The organism is Streptococcus sp. LPB0220, from assembly GCF_008727815.1.
GTDB lineage: Bacteria > Bacillota > Bacilli > Lactobacillales > Streptococcaceae > Streptococcus.
This window is the reverse complement of the sequence record NZ_CP044230.1, coordinates 929,999-956,275: the sequence shown is the minus strand read 5'-3', so window position 1 is coordinate 956,275 and position 26,277 is coordinate 929,999. Positions and strand designations below refer to the sequence as shown.

The following is a 26,277-nucleotide window of genomic DNA, read 5'->3' as shown; positions in this document are numbered from 1 at the left end:
TAAAAAACCTCCATCTTATTCTTGCTATTTATCAAGATCACAAGCCCTATAACGAGCTGTTAGATAGCCTGAAAAGCTAATCTGAGGGATATTCCACTCATTGGGCAAATAAATGGAACAATCTACCTGATCGCCTAGAGGGGAACTTGCTGAGAAGACATATCTTCCCAAATCCTCATTATTAGGATTTCTTTCAACTTGACTCAATCTGCTAGTATTGAACCAGTCTTTAAACAGTAACCAGATTTGCTCGGCATCTTCGTTTAATAAGGAGACTTTCAAGTTGTAGCTAATTCCGACCCTACATCTTTTTTTGAATCCTAACTCATCAGCTTTACAAACTTTTATCGATCCCTTATCATACTGCCAGTTATCACTATCTAATAGGGGAAATTGAATAGATAGATTGTCTTTAAATCCCTGTATAGTATCTAATAAATCTTTGGAGGCGGCTTCGAATAATTCTAGTTCTTCCATAGTCTTCTCTTTAATTTTCATAGCGAATCACATTCCGATTTAATCTGCATCAACCCAGATCTGGTATTTTTGACAATGGAGACATCTAAACAAATAACCACAGATAGGCCCGTCTTTAACCAAGTAGTCTTCTACCTCTTGATATTCCTCACGCGCTTCATAGTCTGCCAAGACTTGCTCAGCGATTCCCATATCCTTTAATTCACGAGTTCCAACTGTACCCAGGTAAGCACAATAATCTTGGCAACAAGAAAGCCAATATTCTCCCTGCCAACTAGAGTAGCCTGGAGTCTGACAAAAAAGCAGCTGATTCTTTTCTGGATCCAATTCACCCTGCCACTCGGCATCTTGGATAAATTCCGCATCGAATTTCTTAGCTGCTTGACCATTTGCAATGCAAGTTGGGCAGAGATGTTCTATCTCTTCAATACTGTAGGGTCTAAGAGCATAATAAACATTGCTTTCTTTCCCACAAGATGGACAAACCTTGGCTTCTCCTTCAACAAATGAACCTGTAGCTAAGGGATCTGGATGATAGAGAAAATGGGGTAAGTCTTTTAACAAGTCCTGCCTTTGCTTCTTCTCTTCTTTTGTTAGTGGACGAGAATGGGCAAATCTATCTCCATGACTTTGACTCATTTCTTGTAAACGACTCAGTTTCTTTATCTGTTTTCGATCTGGTTTATCTAAGATTTCAGTAAATAAGCTATAGGCACTAGTGTAGAGACCCAATTGCTCATAGAGGTCAACTAAGACTTTCTTCGCTTCTAAATCATCAGACTTAGCTAATTCATCAGCCAAATCATAAAGGGCTGCGACACTTGAAGGCTTTCCATCTTGGTCCAGGTATTGCTTTTTTAATGTAATGTATTTTTCTAGAAATGGATTCATAGGATTACCTTTCTAATGGAATATAAAAACCTTAACAAATAGTGACTAGGACATTTCCATTGAGTTCTAGAATATTTTTGTAAAACTCTTTCATATTTACAAAGCAGGTTAAAATGTCATCCTTGATTTCTTCCTCTTCCTCAAGATAATCCCAAATATCAGGATACAAGTCGGCTTTCTTGCATGCTTCCATACTAAAGTCTTTCAAAGCCTTGTCCATATCAAATTCTTCTAAAGCTTGACTGATAGCCGCAATTCTCGATTTTTCAGTATAGGCGATATATTCAGATACATCCTCTAGAGGAGTCACCCCTAAAACAGCTTCTCTCAAGGGATTGTCATCCAAAAATTCTGAACTACTAAATCCTGTCATGACAAAGAGAAGAGCATCCCACATTTTGTCGATATCTATTATGATATCATGAGTGTCAGCGGAGTCCTCAGCAAAGTCTAACAAGTCATCTTCTTGGTTAGAAAGAGCTTTTATTTGTTCTAATTCATTGTCTGGTAAATATTGATAATTGGCAATCATTCCCATGATTTTTCTCCTTTGAATCTTGTAGGATAATACTGATATTTCTAGCTCTATTTCTATAGAAAATGCTATAATGGAGCTAAGAAATTGTTTTATTGAATGTTAAATAAAGGGAAATAGTAATGTTCACTAGTATTGTTTTGGGTTTTTATGCTCTTTTCTTTCTATCCTTATCCTTTACTATCTACCTCTATATCAGACTTGTAGTTGCGGTTAAAAAAGGCAAAGACATTCCCAAATGGATTTACAAACTTGGCCATGCTGTTCAAGGAAGAATTCACGTTGACTATGAAGAAATCACTGATGCTAATGCCCTTAAAGAGATTCATTGGTTCTTGCTGATCTATTTAATCGTAAATCTACTCGTATTGGCTGTCCTCTACTATCATAGTAATAGCTTTCCTCAAGCCATTTATGAATGTTTGAAAAAACAATTTTTCATCGTACTTGTTAGTATGGTTTTAAAAAGTATTGGTAAATTTGTTGTACTGGCTATAAGCAAAAACTTTCATAACAGTCATGTCTATGCATCAACCAACGCTGTTATCGGGACAGCTTTTTTAACAAGTTATGTTTTTATGTTCTGCATGATGATGAGTGGTCTTCCAGCTCAACCAGTTCCCGTAACCATTCAAGATACCACTGTCATCATCGGTGAAACCAAGGCTTCCGAGCTTTTAGACCAAGGCTATACCTTTGGAGATAAAGGCGCAGAGAGTTCCATCACCAATCCCAAAAACGACCACTTCTACTACGGTCAGCTTCTTGAAGTCAAGCGGGATGATCAGTCCTGTGGCTTTATGAGCCTTACTCCTACGGGAAGAGATACTGATCAACTCAAAAACTGCGTCATCACCTATTACAGAACACCTAAGGATAGCAAGCAACTAGAAAAAATTTCCATCAATCATGTCAAGCTAGCAAATCTCAAGCTCCAAGATTTTCAAACACGAAAATTAATCGATATCTTTGAAGTCAATCCAGCTGATTATAACGTCTCTGATAAAGATACCAACTTTATCCTAACCATCCAAACAGCAGATTACGACCTCTGGAAAAGATACCGGATTGAATCCAAGTTCAATTCAGATGGTTCGATTGATAGCTATGGAGTCAGAGCCCAGCATAGCATGTGGGAATGATTCACCATTTCCCCCTTTATCACATAAGTATTAAACTGGAAAAATATCGTCGACAAGTTTATAGGTTTCGATGAATCGAAGGCCAGAGGAACCTTTATCTCTAGTGATTTCTTCATAAATATCTTCTAAATTTTGGGCAGGTGCCAACATCCAAAGACTAAAAGGTCTAAGTTTCACCTGTCCAATTTTTTCAATATTTTCTAATAATTGCCCTAAATCTTTGTGATTGAACCAGCAATCTGTAACGAGAGCAAACTTTGTATTGTCCATCTTACAGGAGATTTGACTGGTCAAAAAATCATCGATGGAGGGCTTTTTGGTTTGTAAGAGGCGTGTGCAAGCCAAATGATACTCAAGCTTTCTAGGACTCTGCTCCACCATAGATACAAAGACAAGACCATACTCATCTTGGAACTTAACAGTAAGGAGATCTCCTTCTTCAAAATAAGGTTTACGTTTAGTTTTGGCTTTAGTGACCTTTAGAGGTCTAGGATTTTCAGTTTGCAAATGGATAGCAAGATTATCCAAGACCTTTTGCCTTTGCTTCAAAGCCTTTGAATCTATTTCCAACCAAAATGGATCAGCCCCTTTTTTGATAAGCTCCAAGGTTTTATCTCTGATATCGTCTGTCAGGTGACCAATCTTCCACAGTGAGTAGGCAAGAGCAGTCCAATAAATTTCTGTAAAAAAGTCTGTTTGACAGTAATCTTTCTCCGCATCGAGGATATCCTTGATAATATTCGCTACATGATCACCATCTCTATAGCGACCAACTACCTCATTGTAAATGTCATACCCTTGATCACTGTCAATGATTTTAACGCCATCAATTGCCATTCTCAACTCCTAATGCTCAATCGACATCTTATTGATAAATCTCAAAGCTTATTTAATCTTATGCTTGTTCATTTTCTCTTGGAAAATATCTGTAAGAATTTGTTGCAATTCTTGAGCTTCCTTTTCAGGAAGTTGGCCTTCTTGTTCAGCTACTGCATACAACTCCGGATACTCGAGCGATACTCTCTTAACAGTATGTGTAATAGCATGTTTTCTAACAAAAAATGGAATCCGTTTAATCATATCTTGAGGAATTAATGCGATAATCTTATTTTACAAGATAGGTTTTCCTGATTTCCATTTTTATGATAGATATTTCTCCTTAAGAAGCTAGATAGTGCTAGATGTTTCTCTTTACTGCTCAATCCGTCTACTCAAGCAGTGGCATAAACTCACAAAGAACTTTGTTTGACTATTGAATATCTTCCATCGCTTCTTTCACATATTCTTCGACATCTTCAATCTCTACAAACAGCGGGTCTAAGTGGCATAAGAAGTGCCAATCTTCGGTGCCGCATTTTCTGTAGAGAATCGCTTCGCCGTCTTCACTTCCGAAAAAGCTTCTGTCAACTTCATACCCTTTGTTTTCTAGGAATATTTTTGCCTTGCGGAAGTTTGCTTCTCGTGCTTCGACATAAGCTTTCACTTCATCGTTATTCACGACATATGCATCTACTTTTGTAGCTCCTTCGATCATTTTATCGTTTTTAACGGATAGATTCGAAATTTCTTTCCAAATAATGTCCACATTTTCCTCAGAATTAAACGAAAATCTAGATAAAGGGACAATATTTCCATTGAAGACAATCTCCATATAATCCGGTAGATTTTTTGGATTAAAATACTCCACATCAAAACTATCTTCTTTTTCTAAAGTATATCCCGGGATTTGCGCTACAAAGGCTCTTCCCTCTTCTAAAGAATCAAACACGACTAAATCTTTTGAATAATTGTTTTGGTAAAATTCTAATAGATACATCATTAATCCTTTCAATATTTAGATAGAAGATAGTTTTTTAGCAAACTAATATACTCAACACGTGAGGATAGAGATTCAAGCATTCTTTTTACTAAATAGGATTGATTGCTAAAAATTTCACCAGCTTACCTCCTCTTGTCTCATCCTCAATTATAACACGTTTCCACTCACATATCAGATATTTATTATTGGACCAAATAACCTTTTGAAATAGAAAACAAGCTCACCAATTCATCAAGTCTATATTTTTTATGAGATTCTTCATTAATGCTAAAAGATTTACAGTTTAAATTTTATTAAAACTCCTTGTTTATGACCTTACGTCATGATGTATAATAGGTATGAGGAGGTGGGTAATGATGGCTAAATATAGAGCAATTCCGGAAGGATTTATGACAGTGGGGGAACTTGCTAAGAAAATGGGCATTACCATCCGTACTCTACAATATTACGATAAAGAGGGGCTACTTTCCCCATCGGCAGAAAGTGAGGGAGGTCGCAGGCTTTATACCGATAAAGATATAGTGCTACTCCATCAGATTCTATCATTAAAATCATTAGGCTTTTCTCTCAAGGATATAAAGGGGCGTTTGATCTCTTTGAAAACACCTGATGATGTTGCCAATGCTCTTACAGAGCAAGCAGATATTCTTCGTAAAAATATTGAACAACTTAAGGATTCTTTAGTCGCAATAGAGCAGTTAAAGGCAGAAGTTTTACAAATACAGACGGTCAATTTTAAGAAGTATGCAGACATTATTGTCAATCTACAGATGAAGAATGACTCCTACTCTCTCATTAAGCGCTTTGATGATGATACGCTCGACCAGATACGCAGTCGATTTGACAAGAAAAGCGGGCAAGATTTTATGGATAGGTTGAACCGCCTAAGTGATCAAATCGTGGAGCTTCAGAAAGAAAACGTACCAGCTGAAAGCGAACAATGCCAACAGGTTGTGCAAGAATACTGGAGCTTGATTATGGAGTTTACAAATGGTGATATGAGCATGCTTCCGAAGTTGATGGAGATAGGGAATATCGATACCGCCTCAAACGCTTGGGAAGAAAAGCAAAAAATCGTTAATGATTATTTAGGGCCTGCTTTACAAGTCTATTTTTCAAGGCTTGGAACAAATCCCTTTGAGGAGGTAGAACCATGAAAGACGCAATAGAGGTTTCTGGATTAAAGAAAAGTTATGGTAGCAATATGGTTCTTAGAGGTCTCGATTTTCAAATCAAACAAGGAGAAATCTTTGCTCTGCTCGGAGTAAACGGAGCTGGTAAAACAACAACGCTTGAATGTATCGAAGGTCTGAGAAAATATGATAAAGGCAAGATAGTTGTAAACGGGAAAACCGGAATTCAACTACAGTCCTCCTCTCTACCCGCTCACATCAAACCGATGGAAGCCATAAAACTCTTTGCAAAATGGAATCATACATACATTGATGATGCTATGCTAAAGGCCCTTGGCATAAAAGAAATTGAACAGACGCAATACATAGAATTATCCACCGGTCAAAAAAGAAGATTACATCTTGCTCTTGCACTTATCAGTAATCCGGATATTCTATTTCTCGATGAACCGACAGCGGGACTTGATGTTGAAGGAAGACTGTCCCTCCACGAACAAATCCGAAAGCTCAAATCGCAGGGAAAGACAATCGTCTTGGCAAGCCACGATATGGCCGAAGTTGAAACCTTATGTGACCGCATTGCTATTTTGAATAGTGGAAAGATCGTATTTTGTGGTACTCCTTCAGAACTGACAGACAGGTTGGGAAGAAAATATTTCATTCATTTAAAGACCCGGGACGGAGAGGAATCTTTTGAAACAGATACGATCGAGGACACTTTGATTTCATTATTGGAAGAATGCAAACAGAAACATATCCAGATATTGGATATTAAGGTTGATCGTGGTACACTGGAGCAGCATTTCATCGAAATGGCAAGGAGGGGATCGGAATGAAAGGATTCTTGTATAGCCTAGCATTACAGTGGAAATTGGACATACGAAGTAAGTCTCTCTTGGTTACTTACTATATTGTACCGCTTATTTTCTTTCTTCTCATGGGTGGTATTTTTACTTCCGTTATGCCTGAAATGGGTAGTACACTCATACAGTCAATGATTGTCATGAGTGTTTCCATGGGGGCCTTTCTCGGCTTACCGCCTTCCTTGATTGAAACATACGGAAGCGACATAAAAAAGATTTATAAAGCAAATGGTGTGCCTATTCACTTAGGATTGGTGACCATGCTTCTCTCTGCCTTTGTTCATTTGATAATGACCTGCATGGTGATCCTACTACTTGCTCCAATTTTATTTAAAGCAAGTCTACCGAATCAACTTCCCCTATTCTTTCTCGCGCTTGCCATCTACATTTTTGTATCGTTGAGTATCGGAAGTATACTGGGCCTTACTGTTAATAATCAAGCAAAGCTGACCATGATAGCGCAACTTGTATTTTTACCCTCAATTATGCTCTCAGGAATCATGTTTCCTAGCAACTTACTACCTGATTTTCTTCAAGCAATCGGGCGTCTTTTCCCAGCCTTTTGGGGATTCCGCTTGATGCTAGATCATGGTTTTGGTCTTGAAAATCTTTGGTATCTGATTCTTGTATCCTGTATCTCAGTAATGACTTGTATCCTCCTCTTAAATCAGCAAAAATCTAACTAAGTGCCTGAATAAATCCATAGCAACATTAACTATTAAGCAAAAAGCGACGAGATTATTACTTATCTCGTCGCTTTAGTGTTTTTGGTTGTCTTTATCTAATCTCTGTTATGTTATTGAAACTTCTTGCTCCCATCGGCTAAGCACATCTTTTAAAGGCTCATCTAGATAGGTATAGGCTTTATCCTTAATCCAATCAGGAATACCATATGCGGCCTCTGCTATACTTCCGGTGATAGCAGCAAGAGTATCACTATCCCCACCAAGAGAGATGGCATTTCGAATAGCATCTTCAAAATCTGTACTTTCAAAAAAAGCAATGATGGCTTGAGGTACCGTATCCTGACAGGTTTCGTTGAATCGATACGTAGGACGAATTTCATCTAGTGTTTGAGAAAGATTATATCCATACTCTTGCTCTATGTATTCCTTGATGAGTCTCTTGCACTCTGTAGGGTTATCGTTGATCGGTTTTCCATAGTCGCCACTGTAACCTCCAAAGTAATAACGACACATAAAGATAGCATCAGACGTCGCCATAGCTCCCTTGACCCCCTCTGGATGGTTATGAGTCACCTCTGCAGAAATTCTCGCAAGATTTCTACGAGATGGCCAAGTACCTGTTCTTGCACAGAAACCACAATCCATGACCCAAGCACAAGGAGAAACACGCATGGCTGAGCCATTGCCAAAGCTATTATAAGGGGAGCAATCATTGCTTTGAATCCATGTATTAAACCTAGGCCCGTACCCAGCATCGGGATACATTCTGCCATATTTCTTCATAGCATCAATAAAGTCATCCTTCTGACCACCGTTCATGATGGCTTCAGCAACAGCACATGTCATAACCGTATCGTCCGTGAAAAAACAATGCTCACGAAATAATGGAAAGTCTTTCGTTTTAATATTGCTCCATTCGTAAACAGAACCTACAATGTCTCCTACTATTGCTCCTAGCATAAGATTCCTCCTTACAGCATATCAGATTTCCAATGGATCGCTCTTTAAAAATGGTACCACCAAATCAATCCACTCTTGAGGCAGGTAAGCTGATAAATAGCCATGGTTATACCCCTTTGCTTCATACTGGATCGTGTTGGGATGTAGCTGCTGAAATAATTTCGCCGATGCTTTCACACAGTTCAATTCTTTTTCACCGTAGATATACAGTACCTGGGCCTTACTAGCAGAAATTGTTTCCTTCAACTTGTAACGCCCCATATAGGTTTTGTAAATGGTCACCAATGTTTTGATAGGTGTTCTTGGCAGATCCTCCAAATAATAACCTTTTATTTCCTCTGGATAAGCCAGTTTAGGATAGAGTTTGTCCATCATGCTTAATTGAAGTTTGCAAGAGAATTTACTGAACATCAGTTTACCAAATAGGGATACTAGAAAGATGCTGAGTTTAGCTAACCCTGGTTGAGGAATACAGAGGCTTCCGTCTATGATGGCCTTCTCAGCTATCTCGCTGTCTAAGGACAAAAGCTCCATAGCAATTTGACCACCAAGTGAAACACCACCGATCGCAAATACCTTCCCACCACAGTTCGCTTTGACATAGTCTAGGATCTCCAAAGCGGAATCTTCCGTAGAAACATAATCGAGTTGGTACTCTTCGCCGTGACCATTCAAAGTAGGTAAAATAACACGGTATTCTTCTGACAAGATTCGTGCTTGACGAAGATAGTTCCACCAAGAACTGCCACCACCATGTATCAGCAAGATAGGAGGCAAATTCCTATCACCAAATTCATGGAATTTCATGTTTAAACTCCTTACTGTGAGACTTTCACTAGATACATCCCTCGTTTGACGTAATTGTAATGATATTTTTAGATAGAGTTTTTATTATCTATGCCACAAAAAAGAATGAACCTACCACTCCTTTCTGAAATCTATACCTCCACTTATTTCTCCAGTTTTATCACCTTATCATAGCGCTTCAAGTCCTCTTCACTATAGTGATGAATCACTTCTACGAGTGCTTGAGGGAGGGAGAAGAGAAGTTCACTGATTTTCTCTTGATTTTTAAAGTCCAGATTGGCTTTGACCTCATCAGCTAGGATAAATTGGCGATTGTGATAAAGAGCACGGGCAATTTCCAAGCGCTGCTTCTCACCGCCTGACAGAGTCTGGTTGCTAAGGTTTTTGTTTTGAAGAGCTTTCAAACCAGTTTGTTGCAGGATTTCGTCCATCCTTACAGTATCAAGTTCTTGTCCCAAAGCAATATTTTCCTCTAGGCTCAAACCATCAAAGATATGACTAGACTGGAGAATGTAAGCTCCTGCCTGATAGAGTTCATCCGAGGTTAGTTCTTGCCCATGGTAGCGAATCCGACCATGACTAGGTTCAATTTCACCATAGATTAGGTTCAGTAAGGTTGTTTTTCCAGATCCACTTTCTCCGATAATGGCAATCTTTTCCCCTTCCTCAATAGTAAGGTCACAAGAGGCTAGGATTTCTTGACCATCACGCTCAACACTGACTTTCTCTAACTGGATAGGAAAGACAGAACCTTCGAGAACAGAAGGCATATCCAAGTCTACTCCCAACAATTTTTGATATTTATCACAGAGAGACTTGGCTGATTTTCTAGTATTGATAAAGTAAGATAACTCCTGAAATTGATAGCCAATATTATACGATACGAGGTAAATTCCTACAAAGCTGGCTGCAGATAGGTAGTTATAATAGGTCATGAAACCACCAATGACAATAGGCGCAACAGAGCAAAAAGCATCAATTCCATTGATAAAGAGGCTATTTATAGTCCGTTGTTTTTCATAGGCGATTTCTTCCTTTAGAGCCTTGTGCAAATCTTTAGAGAACAGTTTGTAAAACAAGCTTTGCCCCCGATAATACCGTATGGAACGAGCACCTGCGATCATATTGGTTGCTTGAGAGACATAGGCTTGATTAGCTAAGGACTTCTCCTTCGTAATTTCATCCAAACGTTTAGAGCCAATTCCACTACAAAGAACAGGTATCGAATAAAAAATGATAAAGAGCAAGCCAAGATAAAAATTAGTCCAAAGAGCGTAACAGATAGAGACGGTTGTAAATCCCAAAGAAGAAATAATAATAACAGTTGGCTCAATATAATTATCTTCTAGCTGTTTTACATCATTTTCCAAGTCTGACAAAACTTCTTCATCCGCTATCTGACGGCTATATAGAAAAGTCTGAAAGATAGCCTTCTTAATACCCGACTTGAAGTCTGTCAGCACTCGTGCGTAGTAATAACGTTTCCCCGCCAAACCCAGCAAGAGAATCAGATTTCCAACAATCCCCCAAAACAAGACCTGCCATAGCAAATGCAACTGGTGATTGGTAAAACTGGAGACAATATACTGAATCAAAGCTGGTGTAATAATAGCCTCCAGCCAAGTAATCATAATCGCTATAAAATAGAAGAATAAGTGCTTCTTGGTTACATAAGATCTAAGCGTAACGTATAAACCTCCTGAAGTTATTTACCAACTTAGATAGTCGCTCTTTAACTCTTTGCTGGGATACAAACACTTTAAAAATATTTCATTCAAAGATTTTTATGCTTTACCAGCAGAACTACAGATGCAACGTGGTGCTGGAAAGCATCTTTATTATAGAACGAAAGCAACTAGTCTGGCTTTGTTATTAGATTATTGAGCGAATTTATCAATCTAAGAGAAGAGTTAAAAGCTGATTATGTCTACTCTAAAATATTATAACATAGAAAAATAAAAGGGTAAATGGAAATTGAATCCTAACAATTCCATCTATCAAACCAAGATACTAAACTTATACTCTTTCTCTAATATTTCCTATGTACACGAGAAAAGCCTTGACCTCAAGGCTTTTTACAATCCCTTTCATTACAAGGTTTTTACGCTTTTACCTACCGTTTCGTCGTACACTCCTTACTCTACGACAGCTATACCCCAGGGCACTTTCTCGCATGTGCGGACTCAAAAGGTTCAGTGAACCTTTTGAGGATTAGCTACGTTTCACTAACAAACTCACACACTCTACGTATGGTGCTAGTAAACTTCTATATTATAGAACGAAAATGACTAAGTTGTTGTTTAAAATTAAACTTAAGAATGAAACTATTTTATAGTTAGCATTTTTCAAGCTTTATAGCTGATAATTGTCACTTAATAAATTTACTTGCTAACTTGTAAACTTTTTGAATCTCTTTACTCTTAACATCCCAACTATCAAGTTCTTCTTTGATCAACTCTGGAAATTTTTTGCCAATATCCCTCAAAGCATTACCGACTGATTTTCTAACATATTCACTAGAATCTTCTTTTAATGTTGCGATTCGTTTAATAGCTTCATCTGGATTATCCTTGAAATATGGTCTACTCGTCCATATTCTCAAACCTTCTGTAACAGCTCTTCTGACATTTGGATTATTATTTTGTAGCCAGTCGTCAATAACCGGAAGAGATTTTTCATAACCTGTTTGCTTACAAAATTCATCAAATGCTTTTGCTAATACTTCTTGAACTCTCCAATTGTCATCCTTTGAAACCTCATCCCTCATAAAGATCAAAATTTCTTCATACGATGACAAATGGCCAAAGAGAAATACACTGTACATTCTAACTTGATATACATTGGATTTAAAAGCTAAAAATGCTAATTCTTTGGTATACACATTATCGTTTGATAGATAATCAGCAAGAGCTCTTTTCTCTTCTTCTTTAAATCCATTTTCTATTAAAGAGAATTCTTTTTCTAAATTTAAAATATATTCTTTCATGTAACTTGACCCCAAAACAACATTCCAAGTTTCAAGATAATTCTCGATAGGTATTAATAAAGAATTGAATTCGTTATAATATGAGCAAATAATCCTGACATTTCTTCAAATTGATATTTAAGCTCTTTTATTATTCAGTCTTCTTCTTGTTCAAGTACCAACTAGGAATGATTTGATTCATATCATCATACCATTCTAAAATTTCCTTAGCTTGTTGTTGCATTACTGATATTTCTTCAGCTCCGTAAGGTACAGCCCATGACAGAGCACCAACTATGTTATTTAGAATATAGATAGCGAGAAGCTTCCAAAATAAATCCGGAACCTTATGATCAAAATATCCATCTATCATACCAGACGCAAAAGAGGGAGAGACTTGAGCAGACCATACAATACGATTGAATTCCTCCCAAGGATCTCCAATATCAAATCGATCAAAGTCAATGATATAAATTTTACAATCTTCACCAATCATGAAATTCCCGATATGATAATCTCCATGTTGGAAAACCTGAGGTCTATCTTTTAACAATTCTCGATTTGCATTTAAAAAATCAATAAAGATCTGACCATTTTCATATTGAACGGGACATTCTTTGTATTTGGAGATTTTGTCATCAATTTTTCGATTATAAAAGACCTCCCAATCTTCACGAACTTCTGTGACAGGGAGTGAATGAATTTTTTGAAGGATTCTTCCTGCTTCTACTCCGTAAATGTATTGTTGTTCTTTTGAAACAGTTAAAATGGTTTCTCGAGCATCTTTCCCATCTATCCATTCATGTAAAGAATGTACTTCGTCATCGCATAGTTCTATGTTAATCGGTTTACACATCGGAACTCCAAGAGAAGCTACTTTCTCCATCATATCAAATTCAAATTTTTTAGAATCTAACTTCTCCTTATCAGAAACACGCAAGAAATATTTTTGCTGATTTTTATCTGTCACACAATATTTTTTATCATCTGACCAACCTTTATTTATGGCTATCTTACTACTAAAATCCACCAATAACTCCTCGATTAACTTTACAACATTACTATATTCTTAACTAATGAAAAGTAATTCGTAGTCCGTCCATTCTTTCACACTTCCTAAAGATACATAAATTTTGACCACGTTCTGAAATTATAATGTCTTCTTAAAGTGAATAATTCTATTTGCCTCCTGGAATCCAATATTGAGATGAAATCTTATAGAATCAGTATTCGTTAAAGTACAATCACTTGCAAATTCCTTACATCCTTTATTTTTCGCCCATTCCTCACATTTTGTACAGAGATTTTTAGCAATATCCTTTAAACGATATTCCTCGTCGACAATAATCCCTTCTAAGAATCCAACAGGACTATATTTACAACCTTCAACATAATCGAATCTGAGTGAACATAGTGCTAACCCTACAATTGTGTCACCTTCAACTTCTGTAAAGATTGCAGTATTTTTGCCATTCGTATATTTTTTTACTTCATCAATAGCTTCTTTATCGGTCAATTGGGGCCATAATTGTTTCATTAGTTCAGCCGTTTTTATAGAATCTTTTGTTATTCCATCCATATTGATGTTCCTCCGCAAATTACAAGCAAATGTTTCGAATCAAGCTGTTACTTTGTTACTCATTGATTGATACCAATACCATACCCTTCTACTTTTCGCTGTCTCAGATCGGAAGAGTAGAGTCACACACTCGGCGGTTCGGACTTACCGTATCATTTCGTCGGTTTCCCTCCTCATTCTACGAGTCCTATACCCCAGGGCACCTTCTCGACCTTCGGTCTCACCTTGTCCCATGGGCAGATCATCTACTTCTATTTCGCTGAAGCCTCAGATCGTACAAGAAGTGATACTGCCTCAACATGTGGTAATATTCTGCTTTTATACTAATAAACAAAAGACAATGAAAATCATTTTAAAATGATACTGTGGAACGGAAAGATTTTCACCAGTTCCAAAAGAAACGACATTCATCACTCCACTTTAAATTATAAAAGATAATTCTCTAACATAGATCATCTAATTAGCAAATCGTTACATTCAATAATGGATATCCTGATCTAAATTTTAAAATGTTGTTTCCTTACTAATTCTATTACTCGCCAATATTGTATAAATTAAATAAGCAATAAAAATGATAATAAAAATAACATAGCAGCCAGTCTTACAACTTACTACTTTTTATATGATAATTTACAAATGTCTTTCCAGCCACTCGATCTTTTTAAAATCCTTATTGTTATTGTGATCATTTCGATATGAGTCTTGAGAAGAAGCTTTGTAAATACTTAGATACTGCTCCAGACTTGGAAGACGAAAAGCGATGCCTTCAATGTGAATAAGCTCTATATCCGATTCCGAAACTCCTGCAAAATCAAGTAAGGAATCGATACTTCCAAATTCAACACTCACTCTATCCTTTTGGAATTCATGCTCATGAATATCTATTAAGACGTAGCCTAAGTCTTTCATCACTTTCATTATCTTGTCCCATTCATAAATTCTGAGATGATCAGGTGCTTCCCAACCTCTAGGGTCACCAGGCACATGAATGTCAATGTCAGACGGCCCCCAATTTTCTTTCGTTCTAAACTCAAATCCCAAAGAGCCCATCAGTGTCGGTGTAATTCCGACTCGATTTAAATGGAAACAAATGGTTTTAAATTCTTCAAATAAGAGACTCATATTTACTCTAAACCTTTCATATAGATTTTCGTTATTTCTACTATATAACCTTGAACAAAATCACCTTCATTTTCTAGAGTATAGCCAGTTATTTTGGATACAAATTCTTTTCCTTACTAATTCTATTACTCGCCAATATTGTATAAATTAAATAAGCAATAAAAATGATAATAAAAGTAAGATTAATCTTCAACACAAAATAGAGATTTAACAAATTTGCGAACGCATGAAATAAAATACAATACCCCACAGATTGTGTTTGACGGTAAAGAAGCCCTAAAACAAAACTTAAAAATAACGTATATATAAAAAATAAAATAAAAGGAAATCCTTGATGACTTTCTCCAACAATAAACCATAAAGGCAGATGCCATATCCCCCAAATTAATCCTACAATCAAATTAGATTTCCAATAAGTATATTTTTTATCAAGTAAGGGTTGTAGTATGCCTCTCCATCCTAATTCTTCGTGACCACCACCAAAAAAGATTAATTGAATATAGAATAGTGGCATCAGGTAAATTGATACTCCGTTTAATTCTAAGGAAGATAAAGAAAATAGTATCAAAATTGCTAACAAATGAATAATGAAATAAATACTACTATTTTCTTTCTTACTAAATACAAAATGTTGAAATTTTATATTATTCCTTTTCAAATAAAAGACACTTGCAATAGCTGGTCCAAGTGCACCTACTATATGTAATGATCTCCCTATAATCGTTTCTAATCCCAAAATATGAGATTGCGTAATTATGGCGAGAAGCCCCCATGTTATATAAGTAATTCCAAATGTAATATAAAGATAATTTTTTAAATTCCTTTTATCAATTTCTGTCATTTCATCTCCATATCTTGATTATTTTAAATGTAATATTTTCTGCTTCTTAGTTGCTCTCGATTATAACTACCTATATTCTATCACAAAAATGCAAAAAAAGCCTTACAATCAAGGCTTTTCAGTATCCCTTTCGTTCCAAGGTTTCTAGGCTTTTACCAGCAAAGCTACACACTCGACGTGTGATGCTAGCAAACATCTATACTACAGAACGAAAGTGATAGATTGTTTTATAAAATTATACTATAAAACGAAAGAGAATTACACACTCAACTCAAACAACTTATAAAACTCACCTCTCCTATCCATCAAGTCACAAAAAGAACCATCTTCAACAATGACGCCTGCTTTCATAAAGAGAATCCTATCATATCTTTTCAAAATGTTCTCATTCAACTTGTGGGTGACTACAAGTGCAGTTAAATCTTGAATATCCAAGATTGACTTTTCAATTTCAGTAGTTACTTGATTATCCAAAGACGAGGTTGCCTCGTCCAATAATAAGATTGGTGTTTTTCGAATCAAGGCACGCGCAATACTAAGTCTTTGTTTTTGTCCGCCAGATAGATTTGAGCCATTCTCTCCACATAAAGTCTGTAGACCAGATTCATTTTCTAAAACATAACTTTCTAAACCTGACTGCTGTACAGCTTGCTTTATTTCCTCATCAGTAAAGGATTGATTAAGAGTAATATTGGCTCTTAAAGTATCATCAAAGATATAAACATCTTGTTGAACAATAGTCATTAAGTTATAAAGGCTCTCTGCTGAAATAGCTTGCAAATCTATATTATCAATGGAGATGTGCCCACTTGTTATATCGTAAAAACGCAGTAATAGATTGAGCAAAGTTGATTTCCCACTCCCTGACATTCCTACAATTGCAATTTTTTCCCCTTTTTGAATCTTTAAAGATAAATGATTAAAAATTTTTTCTTCAGCATTAGGGTAAGAAAAGTCTATATTTGAAAAAGAAATAACATCATCGAAATATTCTTTCGTTTCACCAGTCTGAAGTCCAGTTACATCTTTTACCTCAAATGCATTAAGTGTTGCTTGCCCTTCACGAAATTTACTCATTCCCATACCAATTTCATTTAGTGGCATTACTACAAAATTGACTAGTTGAACAATAGCTGTCACACTTCCAATTGTGGTATAGCCATTAAATACGAGATACATCCCTCCACCAAAAGCTACCAAAAAAACAATCATCCCTGAAAGCTGTGAAATAACATTAGCTAAAATATCAAATTTCCCTTTTATAAAATTTATTTCATCAAATTTTTCACTTTCATGACTATAATCCTCACAGATAGCCTCTTTCACATTAAAACTTTTAATAACCAGAAATCCTGCTAAAATATCTTTAACCTTAGCTAAATACTTCTGATCTGCAATCATAGCACTATTTTGTAGAGAGGCTGATTTTTGTCCAATAAATCCTGATATCATCATTGGAATAATGCTAGCAATGATTACTAATAAGGTCAAAAACCAATTACCTATAAACATAGCTAGGAGTGAAAAAATCATTAAGGAAAGGTTTTTTGAAATATTAAAATACTGGTGCAGATAATCTTGCTCAATTTTCTTCATATTTTCGGTTAATACAGAAATAAATTTCCCTGATTTTTCTTTAGAAAAGTCTTTATAATCCCTATCTAAAATAGATTGGAACACCTTGTTTTTATATCTTGACATGATTTGCCTAACAAGTTTATTTTTCAATCGAAGAGATATAAAGTTGAGTCCTGCATAGATGAAAATAACAGTAGCCCCTATTAGTACCGCTTGAGTTAAGGCATCTTCATTTTGGGACATACCACTATCAATAATACCTTTAATAGAATAAGCAAAAGCAATATTAGTTAAAGGGACCAGTATATTAAATATCATGAAAGCATAAAAAGCCTTCTGATGGTTCTTTATCAATTGTTTCATCCTTAATCTACCTCATAATTCTTAATTTCATTGAGAAAATGTGACATAAAATATTCTTCTAAGTCAATATTCTTTCTCCTAATCTCTTTCATAGAAACCTGTTCTACCATTTCTCCATTTTTGATAAAACCAATCTTATCTGCTATCTGTGAAATTTCCGATAATATATGACTCGATATTAGTACTGTAATTCCATGCTCCTTAGAAAGCGACAACAAAAGATTTCGAATTTCTTGAATTCCTATTGGATCTAAACCATTGATTGGCTCATCTAAAATTAACAATTTAGGTTTTGTTAGAAAGGCACGAGCTAACCCAAGCCTTTGCCTCATTCCTAACGAAAAATCTTTTACTTTTTTAGTCGTATTTTTTAATCCGACCATTCTTAAGACTCTTAATACATCTGATTCAGTAATATTTTTCCCCATATACTGAGCATGAATTACCAAAATTTCTTTTGCAGTGCAATTATCATAAAAAATTGGTGTTTCAATAATACTACCAATCTGGCTAAGGATTTCTTCTCTGTGTTCTTGTAGATTTTTCCCAAAAATTTCAATACTACCTGATGTAATTGTTGATAAGGATAACATACATTTCATTAACGTTGTTTTTCCAGCACCATTCGGTCCTAAAAACCCATAGATTTCTCCTTCAGCAATTTGAAGGTTGATACCACTTAAAATTTCTTCTTTATCAATTGTTTTAAAAACTTCTTTTATTTCAACAATATTTCTCATTTCTATCTCTCTTTCTATATCCAGCTTTAAATGCAAGAAATTTTTTTCCGAAGCATAAATACCAACTTATACAGTCTCTTTTTTATAGAAATCATCAAGGAATTTTAACTTTCCTTCGATTGAACTCAACTATGCTATTTGATACTAATATCTTGTCTTGAAATATTAAAAATTGAAAATGAAGTAATCATTAAGCTTATGAAACTTGCAAATATCAAAAAGAATAAGTTATCAGCAATATTATTAGATAAACTTCCTGGACTTACATTTGAAAGTAATGCTGCTAAACCAAGTCCTGTAAGCATTGTTATAGCTGTTGAATGCTTAATCATACCTAAAACAAATGGTAGTAACCCTATTAGTACTGTCGCAAACGTTATTCCAGCTAAGTTAATTAATTGACTAGCTAGAGGGATATAACTAGATTCAGTGACAACAGTCATGAATCTAATGAATAATTGAATCACTAAATGTGCAGAAAAATGGGCAATAAATGCTACTAGAATGACTGAAATAATTTTTCCCCATAGTAACTTTATTTTAGAAATAGGGTAAGAAAACAACTGAAAAATTGTACTTCGTTTAAATTCATCAATAATAATCGTAGACAATAAATAAGATTCGAAAATCAAAAATGCTGCTTTTGTAAATAAAAATGAAAACAATGAAGCTACAATTGCCCAACCTTCCCATTTACCAGTAATTCTAATAACATTAGAATCCTGTCCAGTGAATTCTCCTAGTTTATTGTCAGTACCTAATCCCATAATAATGATTGCTGTAATACCTAACACTATAAATATAGTACACAACCAGGCTAAAAATAATTTAGATTTAGAAACTTTATTTAATTCAATTTTAATAAGCGACAACATAGATTCTTTCCTCCAAAGCGTAAATAAAGAATAAACTATTCAGACTAATCTCAACAAATATTTAAAAATAAGCTTATTCTTCAGACAATATCACTATACATACTATCGGTATGTATATACCAAAAAAACAAACATACCTGCGGTATGTATAATATATTTTTAATAACACACTTAAAGTATGTTATTTTTTAATTATAAATTATGTAAGATAATTTATTTAATTGATAATACGTAAATAGAAATTAGTATTAACAAGAATGACATGCGACGACTTATTTACTATTTTTTTAAGTGATCGAATAAGTTGAAAATCACCTCCATCATTTCATCAGAAATTAACTGTACCCCTAGACCTTCAAAAGTAAGTTTAATGAAATTCATTTTGCGCTTTAATTCTTCTAATGAAAAGACGGAAATTTGAAAACCAATCCAAATATTTAGAGTTAAAACAATTAAATCTGCTAGCTCTTCTGGATATTCTGTTTTAATAGACCCATCTTCAACTCCTTCGTAAACTTTTTCTCTAATTTCGGGTAAAAAATCAGAAAATAGACCTAAATACTGCTCTCCTAACAAACGAGGACTTCTTAGCATGATTGAGGCAGAGTAAACGAGCCTTTGGTGTTCAAAATTAGAGAAAGAGTCCATCAAAGAATTTTGTATCTTTTCTAATCCAGAATTTCCTCTCCAATTATAATTTAAAATTTCTTGATTATTTTCGCTAATGATCGTTTGCAGTATATCATATTTGGACTCAAAATGATGATAGATAACACCTTTTGTTAATCCACCTAAGCCATCTATGATATCTTGTATTGACGTATTATCAAATCCTTTTTCTAAAAATAAATTTTTAGAGACCTCTAGTATTTTTTGTCTAGTTTCATGTGAGTTTCTATTCCTTGCCATTTTAGTCCCTTTCTATCATACCAATGGTATGTAGTTCTATTGTAGTGGAAGTAACTATTAATGTCAAGTTCTTTATTGGAATATGAAAAGCCTTTACAATCAAGGCTTTTCGTATTCCCTTTCATTCAAAGGTTTCTAGGCTTTTACGAGCAAAGCAACACACTCCACGTGATGTGTTTGTGGAAACAAATCCACCGGCTGGACTTTCTTCAATTCATAGCCCAACTCTTGGTAGAGTTTGATATCACGCGCCATGGTGGCGACGTTACAGGAGATATAGGCGATGCGATCAGCGCCTGTTTGGGCACTTGCTTTGATAAAGCTTTCGGTCAAGCCCTTGCGTGGTGGGTCAACTAGGATGGCGGTTGGTTGGATGCCTTCCTTGAGCCAATTCTTCATAGCATTTTCAGCTGTGTCACAGACATAGTGGGCATTGGTGATGCCATTTAGACTAGCATTCTTCTGGCTATTCTCCACTGCTTCTGGGATGACCTCAACTCCATAGACTTCCTTGACATGCTTGGCAACTGATAAGCCAATGGTTCCAATTCCGGAGTAGGCGTCAATCACGATATCCTCTGCTCTCAAATCCGCAAAGTCAATAGCTGTCTGATAGAGCTTTTCTGCCATTTCTGTATTGACCTGGTAAAAGGCTGGCCCAGAGATTTGGAAGCTATTGCCCAACATTTGATCGGTAATGTAATCCTGACCATAAAGCGTACGCCATTCTTTCCCAAAAATAGCATTGGTATTCTGGTCGTTGATATTTTGCATAACGGATTTGATGGCTGGGAATTGCTTGATCAACTGCTCGATCAACTGGTCCACACGGAAAACCTTGGGACGAGTGGTGACCAAAATGACCATGATTTCTCCTGAATGGTGACCTCGGCGGACCACCAGATTGCGAATCAAGCCTGATTGTTCCTTTTCATCATAAGGCTTAAGGTCAAATCGACGAATCAAGTCCCGAAGTGCCAAGACTACTTGGTCAATGACTGGATCTTGGATATAGAAGTCTTCGATCGGCATCAAATCATGAGAGTTCTTTCGAAAGAAACCTGTCTCCACCTGACCATTGACACGACGGACAGGGACCTGGGCCTTGTTACGATACTGGACAGGATGGTCCATCCCCAAGGTCAAGGGGACTTCGATATCAGAGATTCCTGCCATCTTGTAGAGGCTATCCTTGACCTGTTTGGCCTTGAATTTCAGCTGCTCCGGATAAGCCAGGTGCCCTAAGTCGGCAATACCACTTCGCAAGTAAGCCAGGTCTAGCTCTTCATTGCGGTGAGGGGATTTCTCTATATACTCTTCAACTTTTCCGTAGCCGATCTTCTTATTGACCTTAAGCACGCGCATGCGGATGACTTCTCCTGGCAGGGCATTCTCCACAAAAAAGACCAGGCCATCGACCTTAGCCACTCCTGCTCCTTCATGGGTCAAATCGACAATCTCAACCGTTACAATTTCATTTTTCTTTAACATTGTTTTCTATCTTTCTACAAATTAAAAGGGGTGGAGTCCAAAACTCCTATCCCCTTATTATATCATCTCAGTCCCATTTGGTACAATTTCTTTTTATAAGCGTCAAAATCAACCAGCAATCCTTGACCACCGTACATATCGTAGGCATCGACCCAATCCCCATTTTCTGGGATGGTTACTCGTTCAATTCCTTTTCCAGCACTTCCGACTAGTCCAAGTCCATTGGTCAATAGGAAAGAGAAAGGAACATTGGTAGACGTCATGGCAAAAACTTTCCCAAGGGCTTCTGATCCCGTAAAGAGTTTAGTCGGATCCTTGATCTGATGCATGATAGCGGACATGACCTCTTGTTGGCGACGGGTCCGACCAAAGTCTCCTTCATCATCCTTACGGAAACGCGAGTAATTGAGAAGGGTCCGGCCATCCATCCGTTGTTTTCCAACCTTGATGGTTTGCTGCGGAACGACACCGTCTTTCATGTTCAAATCGTCTGGAACTTCTACTTCACCGACCTTTTCGCCATCAACCGTTGAAAATTGCGCATTCATCTCGACCCCATTTGGGAAGAGAGTATCGATTGCTGTCGCAAAGGTCTTGAAATCGACCATGGCGTAATATTGGATGTCAATGTCAAAGTTATCCTTAAGCATCTGACGCACCAATTCAGCTCCTTGGTTGTTATTTTGCTCCCCGATGGTGAAGGCAGTATTGAGCTTCTGGTCGTAGTAGCCATCATACTCTGGAATTTTTTGCTGGCTAACACCATCGATATGGACCAATGTATCCCGCATGAAGCTGACCATCTTGATCTTGCCTTCTTTGTTATTGACATTGACCACCATGATGGAGTCTGTCCGGGTCTCTTCCGATTTCTCACCGATCCGACCATCTGTCCCCAAGATCAGGATATTGACCCCATCTCGCGACTTCTTGCCGTTAAATTTTTCAACGACGGCCGGTTTGGCATCTGGACCTGTCGGCTTGCTGTTGAGGCCTTTCACAAACATGAAGACCATGCCACCGATAATGAGCAAGAAAAAGAGAGCAAGCCACTTAAGAATCCGCTTGACGCGGATCTTTTTCCGTGGTTTCTTAGGTATATCGCTCGTCGCAGCAACTGCTTTCTTCTTAGACTTTTTGCTACGTGATTGGTAAACAGGGAGATCCCCAATTGGTTCAGCAATCTCTCCTTGCACTTCTTCTGTAGCGTCTACCTCAGGTTGAAGGGCTTCTGCTTCCTCATAAGCTCCTTGGCTCTTCTTGAGCAGGTAATTGTATTCTAGTTGTTCTCGTTCATTCAAATAATGAAAATTTGAGTATAAGTACTCTAATCGCTTTCGCTCATGGTGAGATAGAAAGTTGGATTCGTTACTCATCTTTTCTCCATTCCGTTATCTTTTAAGGTATAGACCTGATACTGACCCAAGACTTTTGTCTGAATGCCCAAACTGTCTAATTCTTGATAGGCAAACTGCAGAAGATCAGGCGCTTCATTCAGGAGGTCAATAATGAAAAAGTATTCTCCTAAAGCTGTTTTTAAGGGACGACTTTCAATCTTGGTCAAATTGATCCCCCTCCAAGCAAAGGTGGACAAACCTTTATAGAGGGCTCCTGCCAAGTTACTTGGTAAGGTCAAAGCCAAGCTAACTTTTTGAAGGGCCGGACTTAAAGTTTCTGAGATCGCTGGCTCTTTGGCCCCTAAAATCCAAAAACGTGTATAATTGTCCTCAATTTCCTGGATGTCTTTGGCCTGGACTTCCAAGCCGTACTCACTGGCTGCTGCTAGAGGCGCAATCGCTGCAATTTCCAGGTCTGGATGCTCTGCCACATAGCGAGCCGCATAGGCTGTTGAAGCCGTCATTTCCATAGCCGCATCTGGATAATGGGCCCTTAGAAAAGCCTTCCCTTGGGCCAAGGCCTGTGGATGCGAATAGACCGTTCGAATGGGGCGGTCTTTTTTAGCCACCAAGAGCTGTTGCTTGATGGGATAGACCACTTCTGCAACGGCCTGGATGGTCCCTTGGTGAAAGAGGTAATCAAGGGTCTCATGGACACTGCCTTCAATCGAGTTTTCAACTGGGACAACCGCAAAATCGATCTCTTGATTCTCATAAGCCTTGATGACATCTGTGATCGTCCGATAGGCAATGCGTTCAGAAGTTGGAAAGCTATGTGTCGCCACATCATGGGTAAAAGATCCCTTGGGACCAAGATAGCCTACAAGCATCGAATGATCTCCGCAATTTCTTCAGGTGTTTTGTCCTCAACATCCACAATATGGGTAGCAATATCCTCATACAAAGGCAAACGTCCTTCAAAAATCTTCTTGAATTCTTCTTTGGTGTGGTTTAAAAAGAGGGGACGTTGCATGGCTTTGTCATTTTGAATGCGGCTGTACAAGGTTTCAAAATCTACCCGCAGATAAATGTTGTGAAGATTTTTTTCCAAGAGTGCACGGTTATGAGGATTGACCACAATCCCGCCTCCAGGAGAAATAATAGCCGCTTCATTTTCCAATAAACGCTCCAGCATTTCAGCCTCGCGACGACGAAAGGCTGCTTCTCCTTCCACTGCGAAATAGTCATTGATCGACATACCGATCTCTTCAACAATTAATTCATCCATATCATGGAATTTTGGATCAAGAATGCGACCAACGGTCGTTTTACCTGTTCCCATAAAACCAAGTAAAATTTTAGCCATGCAGTAAGGTCTCCAAATCTTCAAAAAAACTAGGGTAACTGGTGTTAATGGCCTCTGCCCGATCCAGCATCACATCTCCATCTCTCACCAATAAGGCAGCAATGGTAGCCATCATCCCAATCCGATGATCTCCAAAGGTCTCCAATTCTGCTCCATGTAGAGGAGTCGGTCCAGTGATGATCATGCCGTCTTCCGTTGGCACGACAGTGGCTCCCATAGCATTGAGGCTATCTGCTACGACCTGGATACGGTCCGTTTCTTTCACACGAAGCTCTTCAGCATCCGCAATCACAGTCTGACCATTTGCTTGTGTCGCTAGTAAAGCAATAATCGGCAATTCATCAATCAAGCGTGGAATCAACTCCCCATCAATCCGAATCCCTTTTAAGGACGAAGTCTTGACAGTGAGACTCGCAGAGACCGCTTTTTCATCACGATCCTCAATAGTGAGATCTCCCCCCATTTCTTGAATCACTTCGAGAATCCCTATCCGCGTTTGGTTGATGCCAACATTTTCAATCTTGATCATACTATCTGGCAGAATGAGGCCAGCCACTAACCAAAAGGCTGCACTGGAAATATCTCCAGGAACGATGACTTCTTGACCTTGGAACTCTTGTCCGCCCTGGATGCGGATGATTTTTCCGTCTACCTGGATCTCTCCGCCAAATTGGCGGATCATATCTTCCGTATGGTCACGGGTCTTTTCCTTCTCGATAATCATCGATTCACCCTCAGCCTGTAAAGCCGCAAAAATAAGAGCAGACTTGACTTGGGCCGATGCCGCTGGCAAACGGTAATGAATGGGGTGAAGCTGATGGGTGCCTTTTTCATGTAAAGGAGGGCAATCGCGCTCTCCCTGACCAGCAATCTCTACCCCCATCTGACGCAGTGGGATCGCGACACGATCCATGGGCCGTTTGGAAAGGCTGTCGTCTCCAACCATGGTCACAGCAAAATCCTGACCTGCTAGTACACCTGAGATCAAACGAATAGACGTTCCTGAATTCCCCATATCAAGGGGAGCGGTCGGAGCTTGAAGACCTTGAAAGCCGACTCCTTGAATCCGAATCACATCCCCGTCATCTTGGATGGAGACTCCCAAGTCTCGAAACACCTGGATGGTAGAAAGCACATCTTCGCCTCGCAAGATATCATAGACCTTGGTTTCGCCCTTTGCAAGACTTCCAAAAATAATGGATCGGTGACTGATGGATTTGTCACCAGGGACACGAATGGTGCCCCTGAGGCCCTTGCTATTGGTTCTTAATTTCATTGCCATCTCCAGAGTGCTTTTCCACATATTCTATCATAAATAGGACATGAATTCAATTTTTGATCAAAAATTTGGAACAAAAAACGAATGTTTCCTAGCTTTTTTTGAGCCTCTTTTCTTCTACTGACGAACGAAAATACCAGAGTCGAAATGACAACTCTGGTAGAAATATCTATTTGTATAAATCTTGAATCGGCTCAAAGATAATCTTTTCAAGATCTGCAAGATAAATAGACAATTGTTGTTGTTTGGTGAAAAATTCATTCACAATCGGACTCGCTTGGATTTTTTCCATATAGTCCTTCATTTCTTGTTGCACAGCTTCTGTTGGAAGTTGACCGGATTGCATCAAGCCTTGCAGTTGATTTTGGAAAGCGACATATTCGTCAAACAGCGTTTTCGCTTCTGGATTTGCTTCGATCGCTTGCTTGCTTTCTACGACAGCCTTATATTCAGGAAGGTCTCGCAGGGTCCGAGAGAGTTCGTTTGCTACATCATAAATATTTGCCATTTTCTAGGCTC

General features: G+C 37.6%; 28 protein-coding genes. 4 read left to right on the top strand and 24 right to left on the bottom strand.

What is annotated here, in order from left to right:
- Positions 1–24 precede the first annotated feature (24 nt).
- From LPB220_RS05015 to LPB220_RS05005, 3 genes are read right to left on the bottom strand one after another with little or no spacing between them, the layout of a single operon-like run.
- Positions 25–498 carry a hypothetical protein gene (locus LPB220_RS05015; RefSeq protein WP_176745524.1) on the bottom strand — a complete coding sequence of 158 codons (474 nt, stop codon included), beginning with the start codon at positions 496–498 and terminating at the stop codon, positions 25–27.
- A gap of 18 nt (positions 499–516) precedes the next feature.
- Positions 517–1,368 carry a CbrC family protein gene (locus tag LPB220_RS05010; protein WP_150905924.1) on the bottom strand — a complete coding sequence of 284 codons (852 nt, stop codon included), beginning with the start codon at positions 1,366–1,368 and terminating at the stop codon, positions 517–519.
- Between the two features lie 31 nt (positions 1,369–1,399).
- Positions 1,400–1,906 carry a YfbM family protein gene (locus LPB220_RS05005; RefSeq protein ID WP_070660383.1) on the bottom strand — a complete coding sequence of 169 codons (507 nt, stop codon included), beginning with the start codon at positions 1,904–1,906 and terminating at the stop codon, positions 1,400–1,402.
- A gap of 119 nt (positions 1,907–2,025) precedes the next feature.
- On the opposite strand from LPB220_RS05005, the gene LPB220_RS05000 reads away from it, so the two are divergent.
- Entirely contained in the window at positions 2,026–3,045 is a 1,020-nt protein-coding gene (locus LPB220_RS05000) for a hypothetical protein (protein ID WP_070586111.1), read from the top strand.
- Between the two features lie 30 nt (positions 3,046–3,075).
- Here the strand turns inward: LPB220_RS05000 and LPB220_RS04995 are convergent, their stop codons facing one another.
- The 3 genes from LPB220_RS04995 to LPB220_RS04985 all read right to left on the bottom strand — a co-directional run bounded on the left by LPB220_RS04995 (position 3,076) and on the right by LPB220_RS04985 (position 4,861).
- Complete coding sequence (locus LPB220_RS04995; protein ID WP_070586110.1) at positions 3,076–3,882, bottom strand: hypothetical protein; 807 nt, start codon at positions 3,880–3,882, stop codon at positions 3,076–3,078.
- A gap of 48 nt (positions 3,883–3,930) precedes the next feature.
- Positions 3,931–4,125, bottom strand: coding sequence for a hypothetical protein (locus LPB220_RS04990; RefSeq protein ID WP_083307890.1), 195 nt, complete (start codon positions 4,123–4,125; stop codon positions 3,931–3,933).
- 169 nt (positions 4,126–4,294) lie between these two features.
- Entirely contained in the window at positions 4,295–4,861 is a 567-nt protein-coding gene (locus LPB220_RS04985) for a hypothetical protein (protein ID WP_070586241.1), read from the bottom strand.
- Positions 4,862–5,217: 356 nt separating this feature from the next.
- On the opposite strand from LPB220_RS04985, the gene LPB220_RS04980 reads away from it, so the two are divergent.
- Genes LPB220_RS04980 through LPB220_RS04970 form a run of 3 tightly spaced genes read left to right on the top strand, consistent with a single transcriptional unit; the run spans position 5,218 to position 7,546 of the window.
- Positions 5,218–6,021 (top strand): MerR family transcriptional regulator, encoded by an 804-nt coding sequence (locus LPB220_RS04980; RefSeq protein WP_176745523.1) that lies wholly within the window; start codon positions 5,218–5,220, stop codon positions 6,019–6,021.
- Entirely contained in the window at positions 6,018–6,833 is an 816-nt protein-coding gene (locus LPB220_RS04975; RefSeq protein WP_150905922.1) for an ABC transporter ATP-binding protein, read from the top strand. The genes LPB220_RS04980 and LPB220_RS04975 overlap by 4 nt, the downstream gene beginning before the upstream one ends.
- Entirely contained in the window at positions 6,830–7,546 is a 717-nt protein-coding gene (locus LPB220_RS04970) for an ABC transporter permease (protein ID WP_134974870.1), read from the top strand. The genes LPB220_RS04975 and LPB220_RS04970 overlap by 4 nt, the downstream gene beginning before the upstream one ends.
- Positions 7,547–7,651: 105 nt before the next feature.
- Here the strand turns inward: LPB220_RS04970 and LPB220_RS04965 are convergent, their stop codons facing one another.
- The 18 genes from LPB220_RS04965 to LPB220_RS04875 all read right to left on the bottom strand — a co-directional run bounded on the left by LPB220_RS04965 (position 7,652) and on the right by LPB220_RS04875 (position 26,266).
- On the bottom strand, positions 7,652–8,506 hold the full coding sequence (locus LPB220_RS04965) for an ADP-ribosylglycohydrolase family protein (RefSeq protein WP_150905920.1): 855 nt from the start codon (positions 8,504–8,506) through the stop codon (positions 7,652–7,654).
- Positions 8,507–8,527: 21 nt separating this feature from the next.
- Complete coding sequence (locus LPB220_RS04960) at positions 8,528–9,313, bottom strand: alpha/beta fold hydrolase (protein WP_150905918.1); 786 nt, start codon at positions 9,311–9,313, stop codon at positions 8,528–8,530.
- A gap of 143 nt (positions 9,314–9,456) precedes the next feature.
- Positions 9,457–11,022, bottom strand: coding sequence for an ATP-binding cassette domain-containing protein (locus LPB220_RS04955; RefSeq protein WP_225305936.1), 1,566 nt, complete (start codon positions 11,020–11,022; stop codon positions 9,457–9,459).
- A gap of 659 nt (positions 11,023–11,681) precedes the next feature.
- Complete coding sequence (locus LPB220_RS04950) at positions 11,682–12,299, bottom strand: DNA alkylation repair protein (protein WP_013903434.1); 618 nt, start codon at positions 12,297–12,299, stop codon at positions 11,682–11,684.
- Positions 12,300–12,429: 130 nt separating this feature from the next.
- On the bottom strand, positions 12,430–13,308 hold the full coding sequence (locus tag LPB220_RS04945; RefSeq protein WP_150905914.1) for an aminoglycoside phosphotransferase family protein: 879 nt from the start codon (positions 13,306–13,308) through the stop codon (positions 12,430–12,432).
- Positions 13,309–13,428: 120 nt separating this feature from the next.
- Entirely contained in the window at positions 13,429–13,857 is a 429-nt protein-coding gene (gene aac(6'), locus LPB220_RS04940; RefSeq protein ID WP_150905912.1) for an aminoglycoside 6'-N-acetyltransferase, read from the bottom strand.
- 630 nt (positions 13,858–14,487) lie between these two features.
- The gene (locus LPB220_RS04930; RefSeq protein ID WP_150905910.1) at positions 14,488–14,979 is read right to left on the bottom strand and encodes a phosphoribosylanthranilate isomerase; all 492 of its coding nucleotides are present in this window, start codon (positions 14,977–14,979) and stop codon (positions 14,488–14,490) included.
- Between the two features lie 88 nt (positions 14,980–15,067).
- Entirely contained in the window at positions 15,068–15,820 is a 753-nt protein-coding gene (locus tag LPB220_RS04925) for a CPBP family intramembrane glutamic endopeptidase (protein WP_150905908.1), read from the bottom strand.
- Positions 15,821–16,078: 258 nt separating this feature from the next.
- Positions 16,079–17,761: an ABC transporter ATP-binding protein gene (locus tag LPB220_RS04920; RefSeq protein WP_150905906.1), complete on the bottom strand. Its 1,683-nt coding sequence runs from the start codon at positions 17,759–17,761 to the stop codon at positions 16,079–16,081.
- A gap of 2 nt (positions 17,762–17,763) precedes the next feature.
- Positions 17,764–18,501: an ABC transporter ATP-binding protein gene (locus LPB220_RS04915; protein WP_150905904.1), complete on the bottom strand. Its 738-nt coding sequence runs from the start codon at positions 18,499–18,501 to the stop codon at positions 17,764–17,766.
- A 134-nt stretch (positions 18,502–18,635) separates the two neighbouring features.
- Complete coding sequence (locus tag LPB220_RS04910) at positions 18,636–19,376, bottom strand: ABC transporter permease (protein ID WP_150905902.1); 741 nt, start codon at positions 19,374–19,376, stop codon at positions 18,636–18,638.
- Positions 19,377–19,655: 279 nt separating this feature from the next.
- The gene (locus tag LPB220_RS04905; protein ID WP_150905900.1) at positions 19,656–20,285 is read right to left on the bottom strand and encodes a TetR/AcrR family transcriptional regulator; all 630 of its coding nucleotides are present in this window, start codon (positions 20,283–20,285) and stop codon (positions 19,656–19,658) included.
- Between the two features lie 135 nt (positions 20,286–20,420).
- Positions 20,421–21,776, bottom strand: a complete 1,356-nt coding sequence (gene rlmD, locus LPB220_RS04900) for a 23S rRNA (uracil(1939)-C(5))-methyltransferase RlmD (RefSeq protein WP_150905898.1) — start codon at positions 21,774–21,776, stop codon at positions 20,421–20,423.
- Between the two features lie 62 nt (positions 21,777–21,838).
- Positions 21,839–23,152, bottom strand: a complete 1,314-nt coding sequence (locus tag LPB220_RS04895; RefSeq protein WP_150905896.1) for an LCP family protein — start codon at positions 23,150–23,152, stop codon at positions 21,839–21,841.
- Positions 23,149–24,003 (bottom strand): prephenate dehydratase, encoded by an 855-nt coding sequence (pheA, locus tag LPB220_RS04890; protein WP_150905893.1) that lies wholly within the window; start codon positions 24,001–24,003, stop codon positions 23,149–23,151. Before pheA ends, LPB220_RS04895 begins: the two co-directional genes overlap by 4 nt.
- The gene (locus LPB220_RS04885) at positions 23,994–24,479 is read right to left on the bottom strand and encodes a shikimate kinase (RefSeq protein WP_150905889.1); all 486 of its coding nucleotides are present in this window, start codon (positions 24,477–24,479) and stop codon (positions 23,994–23,996) included. Before LPB220_RS04885 ends, pheA begins: the two co-directional genes overlap by 10 nt.
- Positions 24,472–25,755 carry a 3-phosphoshikimate 1-carboxyvinyltransferase gene (aroA, locus tag LPB220_RS04880; RefSeq protein ID WP_150905886.1) on the bottom strand — a complete coding sequence of 428 codons (1,284 nt, stop codon included), beginning with the start codon at positions 25,753–25,755 and terminating at the stop codon, positions 24,472–24,474. The genes LPB220_RS04885 and aroA overlap by 8 nt, the downstream gene beginning before the upstream one ends.
- Positions 25,756–25,927: 172 nt before the next feature.
- Positions 25,928–26,266, bottom strand: coding sequence for a YlbF/YmcA family competence regulator (locus tag LPB220_RS04875; RefSeq protein WP_003014453.1), 339 nt, complete (start codon positions 26,264–26,266; stop codon positions 25,928–25,930).
- Positions 26,267–26,277: the final 11 nt, after the last annotated feature.